This is a genomic window from Campylobacter australis (genome assembly GCF_050586305.1).
Lineage (GTDB): Bacteria > Campylobacterota > Campylobacteria > Campylobacterales > Campylobacteraceae > Campylobacter_A.
This window is the reverse complement of record NZ_JAXUAA010000006.1, coordinates 47,229-62,684: the sequence shown is the minus strand read 5'-3', so window position 1 is coordinate 62,684 and position 15,456 is coordinate 47,229. Positions and strand designations below refer to the sequence as shown.

The window sequence follows — 15,456 nt, the reverse complement described above, 5'->3', positions numbered from 1 at the left end:
TAGAAGTATTTTTAATCCATTTTGCATTTTTTAGTTTCTTGGTCTATTGCGCATGTAAAACCAGTTCTGTGGTTAATATTTATTAAAATTTGAGCATCTGATGTTATTATATTTATCCTACAATCCTCTTTTAAAAGTCTATCATATCCTCTTTTGGCACCGCCTCCAGTAGTGGTACTTACAACCATCATAGGTCTGCCAAACTCATCAAAACTAATTGACAAACCACCTTTACATCCGCCCTCCAAAACAACATTTCTCACGCCATATTTTTTGCCTATATTTAGTTCTGGACTTATAAATTTACAGTCGCTAGACGAAATTCCACTCCATCCAGGGCTTAAATACATATGGGTTTTTAATGGATTTCTGGCGACTTCTTGTTTTGAATTTAGATTTCCACTTATCGAATTATCCCAATAAATGCTGTATTTCCAACTTCTATCACTATCGATATTGCAGCTTTTTGTGCTTAGCTTAGTGTTTGCAAAAACTAAAGTCCAGCGCTTTTTTTGCCAGTTTTCGCCAAGATTAAACTTACTATCTTGCATAGCAAGCTGTTGGGTATATCTAAGGTGCATCAAAATTTGTTCAGCTAAAAATTTTTCTGATGAAACTTTAAGTTTTGGTAGAGAAATTGTTGTTAATATACCTATTATGACTATAATAAGCACTATTCCCAAAAAAGAAAATGCCCTTTTCATGGCTATTTTAAGCTATAGCTTGCAACCTTTTTTCCAAAAATTTCTACCACTATATCGCCGCTTTCATCTAAAATAAGTTTTTTATCGCCATCTAAGATACCATAAAATTTTAACCTTAAAGCCTCTTTATCATCTGTATCAACCAATAAATATCCAGCTTTTTTCAAAGCCTTTGCAAGCTCTTTTGCTCCTTGAAATTTATAGGCAAAATGATCTTTTGGCTCATCTAAAAAATTATAAAAAATAGGATTTAAGACTATCGCAAGATAATTAAGCAAAAGGCTTATCAGTAAAAAACCAGCTAAAGTATTATAACGCCCACGAAATTTAGGCAACCTAACTCTATAGTTTGAAAGAAACATCTTTACCATTAAGGGCGTAGAAATCACGCAAAAAGGTAAAAATTCCTCAAGTTCTAGCTTTTGCCTTAATGAAAGCACCATACAAAAACAAAACACACCTACGCAGACAAACCAAAGAGGACTTTTGACCTCCTTAACCCAAATTCTATAGATAGTATAGATAAAATAAAAAAATACAAATGGTGAAAAAACCGCAGCAAAAATACCAAAAGTATCAGCAAAGTGTCCACTTGGATGCCCACCAGTGTCAAAGCCAAAGATATAAAAAGTAGCTAAGAATAAGAGCGCGCTACTCCAAATAAGATGAGGGTCTTTTTTACTTACACCATAAATAAAAAAAGCAGCGTAAACTACCAAAAAATCGCCATTTAAAAAAAATGATAAAGCAAGAACAATATAAAAAGCTAACTTTAAATTTAAATGAAAAAGATATAAAAGCAAAAGCACTACGCAAACGCAAAGAGCGGCGTTATTTACGATAAGAGCACTGGCTAGAGTGCCAGGAAGCAAGATAAAAACCGCAACACTAGCTAGCCTGTCCGTGCTATTTTTTAGATAAAATTTACTAAGTTTATATATAAGCAAAATGCTTATAAAGTGCAAAATTACAATCGGCAAACGAAGAGCAAAGTCGTTTTGTCCAAAGAGTGTCGCACTGGCTCTCACCACATAACCTATGGCATCGTTTTTGTTAAAATATATCGCTGCCTCATAGTAGCTTATGCTTAAAAATTTAGCACAAATGAGTAAAAAAACAAGATCAAAAAGGCAGATAAGTACTAAAAATTTATACTTATCTTTTACTATACTCTGCCATTTTTCACTACTCATTTGTATCTACTTTATCTTTATATCCCAAAAAAACTCGACCCACTCAGTCGCCTCTTTGACGCTATAATCAGGCTGCATTAATGCTTTTGACTTATAAAAAACAGTTGCTACTTTTATTTGCAAATTTGGATATAACAAAAGTAGTCTGCGTTTTATCTCGACCATACTCTCACCACTGTCTATTATATCATCAATCAACAAAATACTATTAAATTTTGATAAATCAGGAATATTAAAAACATCAATAGTATCAAGTTTGTTTGTATCATCATAGTGGATGGAATTTAATGCAAAGAGGTTTCTATTTTCCAAAGCAACAGCCAGTGAGTGCCCCAAAGTAAGTCCACCACGAGCTATTGCTACCAATGCTTCAGGTGCAAATTCACCCCTTATCCGTCTAGCCATATTCTCTACATCAACAGCAAATTCTTCGTATGAATAATATATCACTTCTCCCCCTTAATGAACTAAAAATACAACAAAACTTATCGCCGCAAGCACACCAACTCCTAAATTTACCTCATTCCATTCGCGTTTTATTATCCTTACAACCAAATACGCCAAGAAGCCTGCAGCCAAGCCATTTGTGATAGAGTAAGTAAGAGGCATTAAAGTAACTATAAAAAATGTAGCTATCGTTGTGGCCGAGTCTTCAAAATTTATTCTACTAACTTCTGAAAACATAAGCACACCAACCATCACAAGCACTGGATATATAGCATTTGACGGTATAGCCTTAAATAGTGGCAACATAAATAGCGTAAGTCCAAACAAAAGACCACAAAAAATAGCTGTGAGTCCGGTCCTGCCACCCTGCTCAACACCACTTGTGCTTTCAACAAATGCGGTCGTTGTGCTTACACCCATTAGCGAGCCAGTTACCGTAGCCACAGCATCAACCTCTAAAGTCTTTTGAAGCTTAGACGAGCCCTCTATTTTACTATCATCAAATATTCCGGCCCTAGTTCCTATACCAGTTAGCGTTCCAACTGAGTCAAAAAGATCAGTAACCAAAAAGACTAAAACAACTGGTAGCAATGCAAGAGTGAAATCTCCAGCGGCATCAAAGAGTACGCCTTTTACATCAAGCTCTAAAAATATCGGCGCAAACGATGTTGTAAGAGAGAAAATTTCAGTAGGATACGGCGCGATACCAAAAATCCAAGCAACCATCGAAGTTGCAAAAACAGCAAGTATAAAAGCCCCCTTTATTTTATACGCCCAAAACGCTATAACAAGCACAAGCCCAAAAACTCCAAGCAAAACATTACTGTCTTTTAAATTTCCAAGCCCAACCAAAACAGCATCATTATTTACTATCAAACCCATTTGCTGAAGCCCAACAAAACTTATAAAAGTGCCTATACCAGCACTTATGGCTCGACGAAGATCAAGTGGTATAGCCTTTATAACCCAAACACGAAAATTTGTAAATGATAGCGCCACAAACAAAATTCCTGACAAAAATACAACGCCAAGAGCTGTCTGCCACGGCACTTGCATGCCTAGTACAAGTCCAAATGTAAAATAAGCATTTAGCCCCATTCCAACACTCATAGCAACTGGCGTATTTGACCAAAGTCCATTTAAAACAGTTGAGATAACTGTAATAAGAGCTGTTGCGCTGATTAATGCATCAATGGGCATGCCAGTTTTACTCATTATGATGGCATTTACTGGCACGATATAAACCATCGCTAAAAATGTCGTCAAACCAGCGTTAAATTCTTGTTTCACACTCGTTTGATGCTCTTTGAGTTTAAAATAATCCAACTTTTCTCCTTTTAGTAAATTTTAAGTTCGTTATAAAGGCTATCACGAAGTACTGGTACATAGCCTGAGCTTTTTATAAGATCGCAAAAATCCTTTAGGCTTACACCATTTGCACTTGCCGCACCAGCAGCGCTTTGTATACTCTCTTTTTGTATCGTTCCGTCAAGATCATCTGCGCCAAATTCCTGAGCTATCATCGCTAAATTTAGTGTCGAAGTAGCCCAATAGGCCTTAATATGCGCTACATTATCGAGCACTAAACGCGAGATAGCAATAGTTTTTAAAATTTCCACCGAGCCTAGAATTTTAACATCTTTTAAGTAGTTATTTTCTCTTTGATAAACAAGCGGTATAAAGGCATTAAAGCCATGAGTTTGATCCTGCAAAGTCCTAATCCTAAGCATATGATCAATACGATGTTCTCTACTTTCGATATGTCCAAAAAGCATAGTAGCATTACTAAATTTACCTTTTTTGTGCCATTTTTCATGTATCTTAAGCCAGTTTTCACTGCTTACTTTGCCTTTGCAAATTTTAGCCCTCACGCTCTCGTCAAAAATTTCCGCCCCACCGCCCGGCATGCTATCAACGCCGTATTCTAGCATCTTATCGATGACCTCATCGTAGCTCATCTGAAATTTACGCGAGATAAAATCAACCTCAGCCGCAGTCATCGCCTTAACATGCAAATTTGGATACTTCTCTTTTATTTTTTTAAAAATCCCAAGATACCACTGCCACGAGCTATCAGCATTGTGCGCAGAGACTATATGTATCTCATCAGCTCCATTTTGCACGCTCTCATCAACAACTTTCATGATCTCATCATGGCTCATTTTGTATGGATTTGGATTTTTCCTATGGGCTGAAAAAGCACAAAATTTGCACACATCAGCACAGATATTTGTTGGATTTATATGACGATTTGAGTTAAAAAAGACCTTGTTTTTATAAAGCTCACTGCGTTTTTTAAATGCAAATTTACCAAGTTCAAAAAGTTCAAGATCATAAAGCAAAAGCGCATCACTTGCCTCAAGTCTAACGCCATTTTCTAGTTTTTGTAATATATTCAAATTTCTTCCCACTTTTATAAAACTAATTTGGAGATTATATTAAAATGAGTTTTAAATTTAGCAAAATTTTAGTATTATTGGTAAAAATTTTTAACAAAAGTGGCTAAATATGGTTCAAAATGATAAAAAATTTTCTAAGCAACTGCAAAAAACGCAGGGCAGAAATTTTGTAAATTTTCTAACAAAAAATATCGAGGAACAACTTCAAGAAGTTTTTTCTAAGCTGATGGCAGAGTTTTTTGAAAACTTTATGCCAAGTGCTGAAAATTTCCCAGTAAGCCTTCTAGCAAGCGGAAAATTCGCACAAAACCTTATCAGTATAAACTCAAAGCTTGAAATTTTAATTACCTACAAAAATACTCAAGGCTACAACACAAAAACCTTTATAAAAGCCCTAAGTAACGAGCTTGAGACGCTAAATTTAAATCTAAAAATAAAATCTCATGAGATAGATGAAATTTTTTACACCTACAAAGATGATATAAAAGCCAAAAGCTCTCTTTGTATGGTACGCTATATTTGTGGCTCAAAAACCCTATATAAGGGTGTTAGAGATGAGATAAGCCGTACAAAAGAGTACAAAAAAGATGAACTTTTAAGCTACCACGCAAAAGCCTTGATGCCATTTGAAATTTCAAAACCGCTAAACCAAACTCCAGACATAAAAGCTGACTTTGGCGGACTTAACGAAATTTGGCACTTTAACTGCATTTTGGCAACTAAAAATAGCGAAAACAATGCTCGTCTAAGCTCTCTTGAGTTTATAAACGAAAAACAAATAAGCCAATTTAATCTAAACACTGACTTTCTTTTAAGCCTACGCTCAGCCTTAAATTTGACCCAAAACAGCGATAAATTTAGTGCAGAGTGTGTTAATAGTGTAACGCAACTACTTCAAACAAAGAGCAAAAAAAGTCTAGATACAGAGGGTGTCATGAGCCAAAAGATGCTAAATTCTATGCTAAATATCGGTACTTTTGTGCGTTTTTGTGCAGCAGTAATCACTAGAGAAAACTCAAATAAACTAAGCTTAAATGAGAAAAAAATTGCCCGCCAAAATAGTGGCTTTTATCAGATACAAAACTTTATATTCTCATCACTTCACAAAACTCCAACAAACCTAAAACAGCTACTTAGCGAGCTAAATGAACTTAGAGACATAGAGCTAAAATTTGATATAAGTGCTATTTTTTACATAAAAAGACTAAAATTTAACAAAGATGAGCTAGATAGCATTGCTAGTGAGTTAAAAAAACTATTTTTACGCAATAACTCACATTGTATTTTAAAAGCACTACTTGATGCCGATGTTCTTGGACTTATTATCAAGCCACTAGAGCACATTATAGGGCTTGGCGAGTACGATGGCTATCACAAATTTAGCGTCGATGAGCACAGCGTTTTGAGTGTAAAATTTTTAGAAAATATAAAAGATAAATTTATAAAATCTCTCTATGCCGATCTTTGTATGCAGGGCAAGTTAATGTTAAAGCTTGTTACGCTTATGCATGATGTTGGAAAGGGGCTTGCAGGCGAGCATAGCAGTGTTGGATCAAATATCTTTAGGGCATATGCAAACAAACTAGAACTTAGCAGTGAAGCCGTAAATATGGGTGTCACGCTGATAAAACACCACACTCTTATGGCAAATGTGGCAAACAGAGAGGATATATACTCGCAACGCATAATATTTAGCTTTATCTCAAATTTGGGCGAAAAGCAAGCTTTAAAACTACTATATATCCTTACATACTGCGTAATGAATGCTACCGACGAGAGTCTTTACAACAACTATACAGCAAAACTTTTACATGAACTTTATGAGATTTCACTAGAGAGTTTTGAAGATGAAGGTCTGCTTGATGAAGCAACAAGAAGGGTTAAAAAAGAGCAAAGCATACGCAGAAATGATGAGTTTTTGACTTTAAAAGATGAGTTAAAAGATAAAATTTTTAAGATAACTTCAAATTTATTATTTGCAAAATACTCGGCCAGTGAGATCATCGAGCTAGCAAAGCTAGCAAATGATATCAAAAATCTCTATGTTGAACTTAAAAATAAGCAGAATTTAAGCCTTATAATCATCTCAAATGAGCGTGTAAACTTAGCTATGCTTCTTTTTAATCTAGCAAATTTTGACCTTGCATATATGGAGATATTTGAGCTTTTTGAGCACAAATTTTACATAAAACTTGAGTTTAATAAAAACGCCAAAACTGCCGAACTAAAGGAGCTTGAAAACACTGCAAAAACGGCTTTGCAAAGCAAAGATGAGCCAAAAGGTAAAAAGATAGTCATCTCAAAAGATGAGCTAGCGTTTGACCTAAATCACTCTCAAGAGTATGCAAAACTTAACATAAACGCAAAAGATCAACGAGGGCTTATGGCTCATGTGATGGGAATTTTAGCAAAAAATAGCGCAAATATCGCAAGCGCTCGCATACAAACTATAAAAAATCGCACAAGAAACCTGCTTTTAATAAGTAAAGACGATAGTTTGTGTTATAATTGGGGTAAAATTTTAAATCAAATAACAAGTGAGTAAAAATGTGTGGAATAGTCGGATACATCGGAAATAACGAAAAAAAGAGCGTCATACTAGGCGGACTTAAAGAGCTTGAATACCGCGGCTACGACAGCGCTGGTATAGCTGTAATGCACGGAGAGAGCATTGAGTATTTTAAAGCGGTTGGAAAGCTTGAAAATTTAGCCCAAAAGACAAAGGAGTTTAGCTCAGATGGCTTTGGTGTGGCGATCGGTCACACCAGATGGGCAACGCATGGCAAACCAACTGAGATAAACGCCCACCCGCACCTTGGTGAGCACTCATTTGTCGTGCATAACGGCATTATAGAAAACTACGCCGAGCTAAAAGCCGAGCTTGAAGCAAAGGGTGTGAAATTTCTAAGCCAAACAGACACCGAAGTCATCGTTCATCTTTTTGAAGAAAACTTAAAAACTCACGGCGAAGCATTTAAGGCATACGAAGCGACGATTAGGCGCCTTCACGGAGCTTACGCAACACTTTTGATAACAAAAACTGAGCCAAATAAAATTTTCTTTGCAAAAGATGCTGCACCGATGGCTATCGCAAAAGCAAATGACGGCGGACTGATGTTTGCCTCGTCTGACGCTGCACTTATCGGCGTTGCAAGTGAAGTCGCCTACCTAGATGATAAAAGCTACGGCTTTATAACCGAAAAGGAAATTTACGCCTACACAGATAGCAAAGCCGTAACGCCAAGCTTTGTAGCACTTCCGCAAGATAAAAGCTACGCACAAAAAGAAGGCTATAAATTTTTCATGGAGAAAGAAATTTACGAGCAAAGCACCGTCGTAGCCGAGTGTATAATGGGACGCGTAAAAGATGACAGGATAAAGCTTGAAAATTTAGACGATGAGTATTTAAAAGAGATTGATGACATCGTGCTTTGTGCGTGTGGCACGAGCTATCACGCAGCCCTTGCCGCTTCGTATCTGTTTGAGCGACTTGCCGACACCAGAGCCAAGGTCGAGATCGCAAGCGAATTTCGCTACCGAAGCCCAAAACTAAATCCAAACGCACTTTTTATCGTCATCAGCCAAAGCGGCGAGACAGCAGACACACTAGAAGCCCTAAAAATCGCCAAAAACGCAGGATTAAAAACCCTAGCCATCTGCAATGTCGATAACAGCTCGATCGTGCGATTAGCAGACACCACGCTACTAACACGCGCCGGTATCGAAAAGGGCGTGGCTTCTACAAAGGCATTTGCAACGCAGGTTGTTACGCTTTGGATGCTGGTTTTACAAATGGCAAAGGCAAAGGCAAGTATTAGCAAAACCGAGCTTGAAAATGAGCTAAAAGCCCTACTTCACATCCCACAAATCCTAAATATCAACACAAATTTACAAGAAAAAATCCATCGCCTAAGCAAACACTACCTACATGGACACGGATTTTTCTTCATAGGACGCGACATTTTCTACCCACTCGCACTTGAAGGAGCACTTAAATTAAAAGAAATTTCATACCTGCACGCAGAGGGCTATCCAAGCGGCGAGATGAAGCACGGACCTATTGCTCTTGCTGATGAGAGACTTTTTACCATCGCACTTATGCCAAAAACAAGCCTTTATGACAAGGTTAAAAGCAATGTCGAAGAGCTTGCCGCTCGCGACGCATATATACTTGCGATAAGCCCGGAGGAGTTTGAGCTAAGCGATGACTTTATAAAAACGAGCGTTCAAACACATCCGATGGCTGAGTTTTTCGAGATGATGATAATACTTCAAATTTTCGCACTTGAGATTTCAGTGCGACTTGGAAACAATGTCGATATGCCACGAAATCTTGCCAAAAGCGTAACGGTAGAGTAAAACAGGGCTGAGCTTCAGCCCTAAATACACCAAAACATAAATTTATAAAAATTTACCATTTTATCTGCCGTTGTCTATTTATCGAATTTTACACTTTTAAATAGCCAAACTCTGCTCTATGGCGGTTTCTACTTTGGATTTGGCTTGTTGCAAAAGTTCGCTTGCCTTGTTGCGTAGGGTAAAGGATTGTTTTATTTTTTCGGCAATTTGGGTTTGTTTTTCGTACGAAATTAACGGAACATACAAATTTTTAATTGTTGGTAAATCGGTATTTTGTCTAACACTGGCTTGGGCAATATTACGATACAAATACCATTCTTTCGCAATATTTTGAATATACAAAGCCACAAAATAGGGATTAAACTCATCAATATTTTTCAAACGAACCCTAATCGTAAATGAAGCAAAAATATAATTTTCTTGCTCTTTTGATACAACACCAACATCACCAACAGTTCCCATTTGAGAAATGACAATATCATTTTCTTTTGTAAAAAATCGACTGTTTAAATCTTCGGTATTTGTTATTCGGTCAAGTTTGGTTTCGTCTATTTGTAAATTTTTCAAATTTAATCCTTTGATATAGGGAACACCTGTATCTGTTTCAGAATAAGGACTTGTCGGCACAGAACCATAATTAATCAGAGAACAAATTTCTTCTAATGTTTTAAATCCATTTTTCTTAATTTGTTTTTCCATTAAATCATATTTTTGCTGATAATATTCGCTATCTAATCTGCCTGTGGCATTTAGACTTTGGCTTAGCGAACGCGTATTTATGTTTAAATGTGAAAATTTATCATAGCTCGGCGCAAAAAATAGCTCTTCATAAATTTGCCAAGTCGCAAGACGATAAAAATATCTAGCCTTTTTAAGCAATATTTTAACTTCTGCAAATAAGTATCTAGGAGTTACCCCCCCCCCCACGATTATTGAATTTTCAACCATTTCTTTTGCGTTTTTGAGTAAATTTTTAGCTTCACTTATTAAATCAAAACTTTTTTGTAAATTTTTAGCGATACTTTCTTGGATTTTTAAAGAAAATTTTGGGATTAAAAGATTTTTAAATTCATCTTTTGAAATTGCCGTTAGTATTGTTCCGTTTGAAAATTTTTTTAAATAATCTTGAAAAAATTTGCTTTTAAATAAGACAAGAAGCGTTTCGGAATTTATTCTTGCTGATTTTATAACATAAAATCCAGTAGATACGATATATCCGTCAAATTCTTTTGTAATTATGGCACAACTAGAAAACGAGCCTTCAACAGATGAAACAATCAAATCTCCATTTTTTACAAGTCTTCTGGCACGGCTCGGTAAATTTTTACCATTTTGTAACTCTGATTCGTTTATATTTCCATTGCTTGATATGTTTGCAAGCTCGATATATTTATAAAATTCATCATCTTTTGGTATAAATTTTCTATCTTTAATCTCTGTATCATCAAAACTAAAATATCCGCCACGATAATTTTTGATTAAGTTTTCTATATCGTCATATTTTTGCTGATAATATTCGCTATCTAATCTACCTGTAGCAAGGAAGCTTTGTTTAAGTGTTTGCACGGAAACATTTAGTCTATTTGACAAAGGTTGAATACTTAATAATGGGTCGTTCGGATCAAGTCCAATCTCTTCATATAGCAAAATTTCCGCTTGTCGGTAAAGGTCTTTGGACTGCTCTAAACATTCGTAAGCATTTTTCATTATTTCATCTATTTCGTTATTTAATGCAAATATTGAATTTGGTATTGGCATTTCATTAAATACAAATTCATAAAATCTCGGGTGTTCTGTTCCATATTGACTTTTATTCAAAATATTCTGAACAGGCTTTGAAAGAGAAAAAGCCAACAATGTATTTGCAGATATTTTGTCTGTTTTAGGACGATATATTAAATATTCTGTTGAAAAAAATTGTTTGTGTTTTTTTGGTTGAACTACCGCTATTTCTTGCAAATACGAACGCAATCTTGATATTACAAAATCATTTTCTATCGCTAATTTTTTACCACTTCCTAAATCATTGCTCAATTCCGTATCTTGTAAAAAATTTCCCAAAGAATGTGTTAAATCATATACAAAAGATTTTTCATTTGTATATTTAAAAGTTTTTGAAATTAAATCAAAAAAATCAATTACTTTTTTATTGGAATTTATAGAATTTAGAGATAATTCTCTTGATTTGCCATTAAAATCAGAGCCAAAAATCAAATATTCTTTGTCTATACTCTGAAAATTTGAAATGTGTATATCCAAATTTGGATATTTATTTTGCAATGTTTGGTTTAAATTTGAAGTCATTTTTTAGTCCTTTTTTATATGTTAAAAATTATGTTATTTTTAACATAATTTTATAATATGTTAAAAATTTTGATTTTTTTTAACATATTATTTTATAATCAATCCCTTTCTTAAAATTTCAAATAAATGAATATTAACAAAATAATTTATTCTGCCAAGTTTTACACAGCGAAATTCTTCTAAATTTTCGCATATTCTTAGATATTTAGAAGCAGTTTGCCTTGAAATACCTAGTTTATTTTTCACAGATTCGATTTTTGTATATGGATAAGCGAACAATAATTCTACAAAATCCTTACTATAAATTTCTGGTGATTTATTTTGCAAAAGACTACTAAGATCCGACATAGCTTTGTCTATACTTTTTATTAAATTTACCGAAGCAATAGAAGTTTGCTCAATACCTTTTAAAATATATTCTATCCAGTCATTCCAATTTGAATTTTTACTTACTTGTTCTAATAAATGATAATATTTGGATTTGTTTTTTATAATATATGCACTAAGATATAAAATAGGCAAATCCAAAAGACCTTTGTATGTAAGATACAATACATTTATTATACGGCCAGTTCTACCGTTACCGTCATAAAATGGGTGTATGGTTTCAAACTGATAGTGAATAATAGCAAGTCTAATTAGTGGGTCTAAATCGTCTAATTCATCATTTATATATTTTTCTAAATTTGACATTAAGCGAAGTATATCAGCATTATTTTGCGGTGGAATATGCTTAATTTCACCTGTGGCTGGGTTTTTAAGCGTCGTCCCACTTTGCGTTCGAAATCCTGCGGAATGGCGTTCTAATCGTCTTTGAATTTCTAAAATATGGCGATTTAAAAATAATTTTTCCTTTTTTATCAAAGCATAACCCTTTTTAAGTGCAGCTTCGTAATTAATTACTTCTTTTGCAGATTGTGTAATTTTAGCTTCATCAATTTGGGCTAAAAAAAGTTCATCGTGAGTTGTAATAATATTTTCAATCGCATTAGAATCTTTGGCTTCTTGTAAAACCAATGAGTTGATTAAAATATCTTGATTTGGTATAGTTCTAATAAAACCATTTAATTCACCTAATTTTCTTGAGGCATTATTTAAAGCTTTATAAATTTTTGGAGTTATTTCAAAATTTACAGGTAACTCTTGTGGAATAAATTCTTTCATATAATCTCCTTTAACTAAGTATTCTTACAAATTCTCGTAAAAGCCAGTATGCTTTCTCATACGCTTGTTTGGTTTCTGTGTTTTCTGGGTTTATTTCACTATGGAATAAAGCATTTCTCATTGAATAGATTATTTCAACAAATGCTCGGTAAATATCTTTTATTTCATCATCAGTTAAAGTTTTGTTTGTTAATAGTTTTGTTATCAATGGTGTTATATCTTTGACATAACTTTCTATTTCTTCTTTTATAATTGATTGTATTCTTTCTTTTTGTGTTTTTGAAAATACAGAACTATTTAATTTATTGTTAAAATCATCATAAATACAATCTATTTTATTTTCTTCTTCATTGTTGATTTTTGCAATAATCCGCCCATTGTCTGTTATTTTTATAAAATATTTTACTCTCCTATATGTTTCATTATTGCAAATAATTCTATTAGTAAAAGATTTGATTTTAACATATTCAAAATATACTGGTTCTTTATTATTTGTAATCAATCTACTAGATAGTTGATTTTTTAATTCACTCAAATTTTGAATAAATAAATTTTCTTCTAATAATCTTTTGAATATTGAAAAATAATTTGCTCTTTTCATTTCGTCTATTTTATCTCTATCTGCTGTGCAGTCAGAAAATTTATCTTTTAAATAGCAATTAAAAGCAAAATAAGCCTTTGCAAAATAGGCAAAATAATCTATTTCCATTTGCTCTTTATATTCTTTTAATTGCCCATTCATTTATTCTCTCCAAAAACTCAAATTTTCGGCTTTGGCAAATTCGATAAAAGCTTCGGCTATGCCATCTTTATCAAATTCGGCGTATTTTTGGACATTGTCTTGATACTTAATCAAACGCTGATTAAATTCTTCATCACTTTCATCTTTTTGGCGAATAGGTTCATCTCCTGCCATGCGTGGATTAAACAGGTCATGCTTTACAATCCAGTGCTCGTGCGTGTCTTGCAATGGGTAGTAAATTTTATCACCTGAATTATCCTTGCTTGGTTCGCTCATCGTGGCAAAAAATATGTTGTAATCATCTGCCTTAGGACAGAGCTTATCGTCCCATTTTTGCACAAATAAAACACTTGTTTTGGTACCTGTGTGCGGCTTAAATACATTGCCGTGAAGCCCTACAACCGCTAAAATTCGTGCGTGTTCGCTGATAAATTCGCGAATATACTTATCACTTGAGTTGTTAAATCTACCTTGCGGCAAGACAATCGCCATTCTACCGCCAGATTTAAGCATATTTAGGTTGCGTTCGATAAATAGTATGTCTCGTCCAACTTTTTGTTGCCATTTACCATTTGCATTTTTGCCAAGTTCGTAAGCATGAAGTATGCGTGGCTCTTTAATATCTCCTGCAAACGGCGGATTTGCCATTAAAATGTCAAATTCAAAATCTCGGTTTTCGTTTTTGGTTGAACGCAGATTTTTAAGGCGTTTAAAGCCCTCAAAATAAACATCTTCCCACTCTTCGTCTTTGGTAAATTCATCCCAACGAGCATAATCAATAGAATTTAGATACAAAACATTTGTATGCCCGTCGCCTGCGATTAAATTTAGCATTTTAGATACTCGCACACTTTTTTCGTCAAAATCTATGCCAAAGACTTTTTCTTTGACATAATCTTCGCATTCGGGGATTTTCTTTTCGGCGGTAAATAAATCAGATGCTTCTAGACCTTTGTTTTTGTAAATGCTTTTCCATACATAAAAACAAGTGTGTATCGGAAAACCACAACTGCCACTGGCGGTGTCTATCATAGTTTCATTGGGTTTTGGGTTTAGCATTTTTACGCACATATCAATCACATAACGGGGTGTGAAATACTGCCCTTTTTCGCCTTTGGCTGATTTATTGACTAAATATTCAAATGCGTCATCGATGACTTCTAAATTTGAATTGAATAATTTAATGCTTTCTAATGACGCTACACAAATGCTTAAATGCGACGGAGATAGCTTGATTTTGTCATCACCTGCAAAAACGCCCTCCCATTTTTTCTTGGCTTTGTTAAATAGGTTTTCTATTTTTTGTTTGAGTTCGCCGTCGCTTTCGCCGTAATTTTTAAATTCTAAATTGCGTGATTTATCTCTTGCACCTTCTAATTCGTCAAATAATTTAATAAAAATCAATTTAAAAACTTCTTCAAATACATCAACCCCTGCATTGGCTAAAACTTCGTCTTCCATATCCAATACAATGTTTTTAAGCGTAGTTTTTTGTGTTTGCAGTTTGTCGGCATTTTTTAAATCATCAAATGTAAAGTCTTGTTTTAAGACATCTTTTAGGCTTTTGCCACTTTGCGGAATATTTGGAATTGGCTCGAAATAATTTGGGTCTTTGCGGTGATAATAAGCTATTACTTCGCCATTGCTCCAAACCGCGATGGTCGCCCCTGTGGAATTGCAATAACTTTTAAGTTGCTCTTTGCCGTCTTTTGCTTTGGGCTTTTTAAGTTCTATGATGATATAAGGTGCAGTGATTTGCAATGCGTCAAAAATAACAATATCAGCTCGTTTGACTTCACGTCCAAAATGCACTGGATATTCTAATTGTATGCGGTTTTTAAGATACCCATATTCGTTAATTAGTTTATCCAAATAAAGCTGACGGATGATTTCTTCAGGAGTAAGCCTAATCTCTTTATTGCGAATTAAACATGTTGTATGGTATGAAATTTTGCCGTTTTTGTCAGTTTTAGTAAAAATTTTATTTTCTAACCTATCGATACATTCTTTTGTAAATAAATCAAGCTTATGGTTGCTATTTTTTAAAATTTCATCTATTTTCATATATTTTTACCTTATAAATTTTATAATATTATAATCTTATTTGTCTTAATTTTCGTAATTTTAGGTATTTTTTGCTAAAA

The 15,456-nt window shown here is 34.2% G+C and carries 11 protein-coding genes; 2 read left to right on the top strand and 9 right to left on the bottom strand.

Annotation, left to right across the window (positions count from 1 at the left end; genetic code table 11):
• Nucleotides 1-11: 11 nt before the first annotated feature.
• From U5B17_RS08220 to mqnE, 5 genes are read right to left on the bottom strand one after another with little or no spacing between them, the layout of a single operon-like run.
• Nucleotides 12-683 (bottom strand): prepilin-type N-terminal cleavage/methylation domain-containing protein, encoded by a 672-nt coding sequence (locus U5B17_RS08220; RefSeq protein ID WP_430804868.1) that lies wholly within the window; start codon nt 681-683, stop codon nt 12-14.
• Nucleotides 684-706: 23 nt separating this feature from the next.
• Nucleotides 707-1,897 carry a glycosyltransferase family 39 protein gene (locus tag U5B17_RS08215; protein WP_430804867.1) on the bottom strand — a complete coding sequence of 397 codons (1,191 nt, stop codon included), beginning with the start codon at nt 1,895-1,897 and terminating at the stop codon, nt 707-709.
• A 6-nt stretch (nt 1,898-1,903) separates the two neighbouring features.
• The gene (locus U5B17_RS08210; RefSeq protein ID WP_430804866.1) at nt 1,904-2,347 is read right to left on the bottom strand and encodes a phosphoribosyltransferase; all 444 of its coding nucleotides are present in this window, start codon (nt 2,345-2,347) and stop codon (nt 1,904-1,906) included.
• A 9-nt stretch (nt 2,348-2,356) separates the two neighbouring features.
• Nucleotides 2,357-3,670: an NCS2 family permease gene (locus tag U5B17_RS08205; protein ID WP_430804865.1), complete on the bottom strand. Its 1,314-nt coding sequence runs from the start codon at nt 3,668-3,670 to the stop codon at nt 2,357-2,359.
• Between the two features lie 11 nt (nt 3,671-3,681).
• Nucleotides 3,682-4,743: an aminofutalosine synthase MqnE gene (mqnE, locus tag U5B17_RS08200; protein WP_430804864.1), complete on the bottom strand. Its 1,062-nt coding sequence runs from the start codon at nt 4,741-4,743 to the stop codon at nt 3,682-3,684.
• Between the two features lie 109 nt (nt 4,744-4,852).
• On the opposite strand from mqnE, the gene U5B17_RS08195 reads away from it, so the two are divergent.
• Together U5B17_RS08195 and glmS are read left to right on the top strand one after the other, a co-directional pair.
• Nucleotides 4,853-7,288 carry an HD domain-containing protein gene (locus U5B17_RS08195; RefSeq protein WP_430804863.1) on the top strand — a complete coding sequence of 812 codons (2,436 nt, stop codon included), beginning with the start codon at nt 4,853-4,855 and terminating at the stop codon, nt 7,286-7,288.
• Between the two features lie 2 nt (nt 7,289-7,290).
• Nucleotides 7,291-9,102, top strand: coding sequence for a glutamine--fructose-6-phosphate transaminase (isomerizing) (gene glmS / locus U5B17_RS08190; protein WP_430804862.1), 1,812 nt, complete (start codon nt 7,291-7,293; stop codon nt 9,100-9,102).
• Nucleotides 9,103-9,198: 96 nt separating this feature from the next.
• Here glmS and U5B17_RS08185 read toward each other — a convergent pair whose 3' ends face one another.
• From U5B17_RS08185 to U5B17_RS08170, 4 genes are all read right to left on the bottom strand, one after another.
• Nucleotides 9,199-11,406, bottom strand: a complete 2,208-nt coding sequence (locus U5B17_RS08185; RefSeq protein WP_430804861.1) for a restriction endonuclease subunit S — start codon at nt 11,404-11,406, stop codon at nt 9,199-9,201.
• Between the two features lie 87 nt (nt 11,407-11,493).
• On the bottom strand, nt 11,494-12,570 hold the full coding sequence (locus U5B17_RS08180; RefSeq protein WP_430804860.1) for a Fic family protein: 1,077 nt from the start codon (nt 12,568-12,570) through the stop codon (nt 11,494-11,496).
• Between the two features lie 10 nt (nt 12,571-12,580).
• Nucleotides 12,581-13,312 carry a hypothetical protein gene (locus U5B17_RS08175; RefSeq protein ID WP_430804859.1) on the bottom strand — a complete coding sequence of 244 codons (732 nt, stop codon included), beginning with the start codon at nt 13,310-13,312 and terminating at the stop codon, nt 12,581-12,583.
• Nucleotides 13,313-15,376 (bottom strand): type I restriction-modification system subunit M, encoded by a 2,064-nt coding sequence (locus U5B17_RS08170; protein ID WP_430804858.1) that lies wholly within the window; start codon nt 15,374-15,376, stop codon nt 13,313-13,315.
• Between the last annotated feature and the right edge of the window lie 80 nt (nt 15,377-15,456).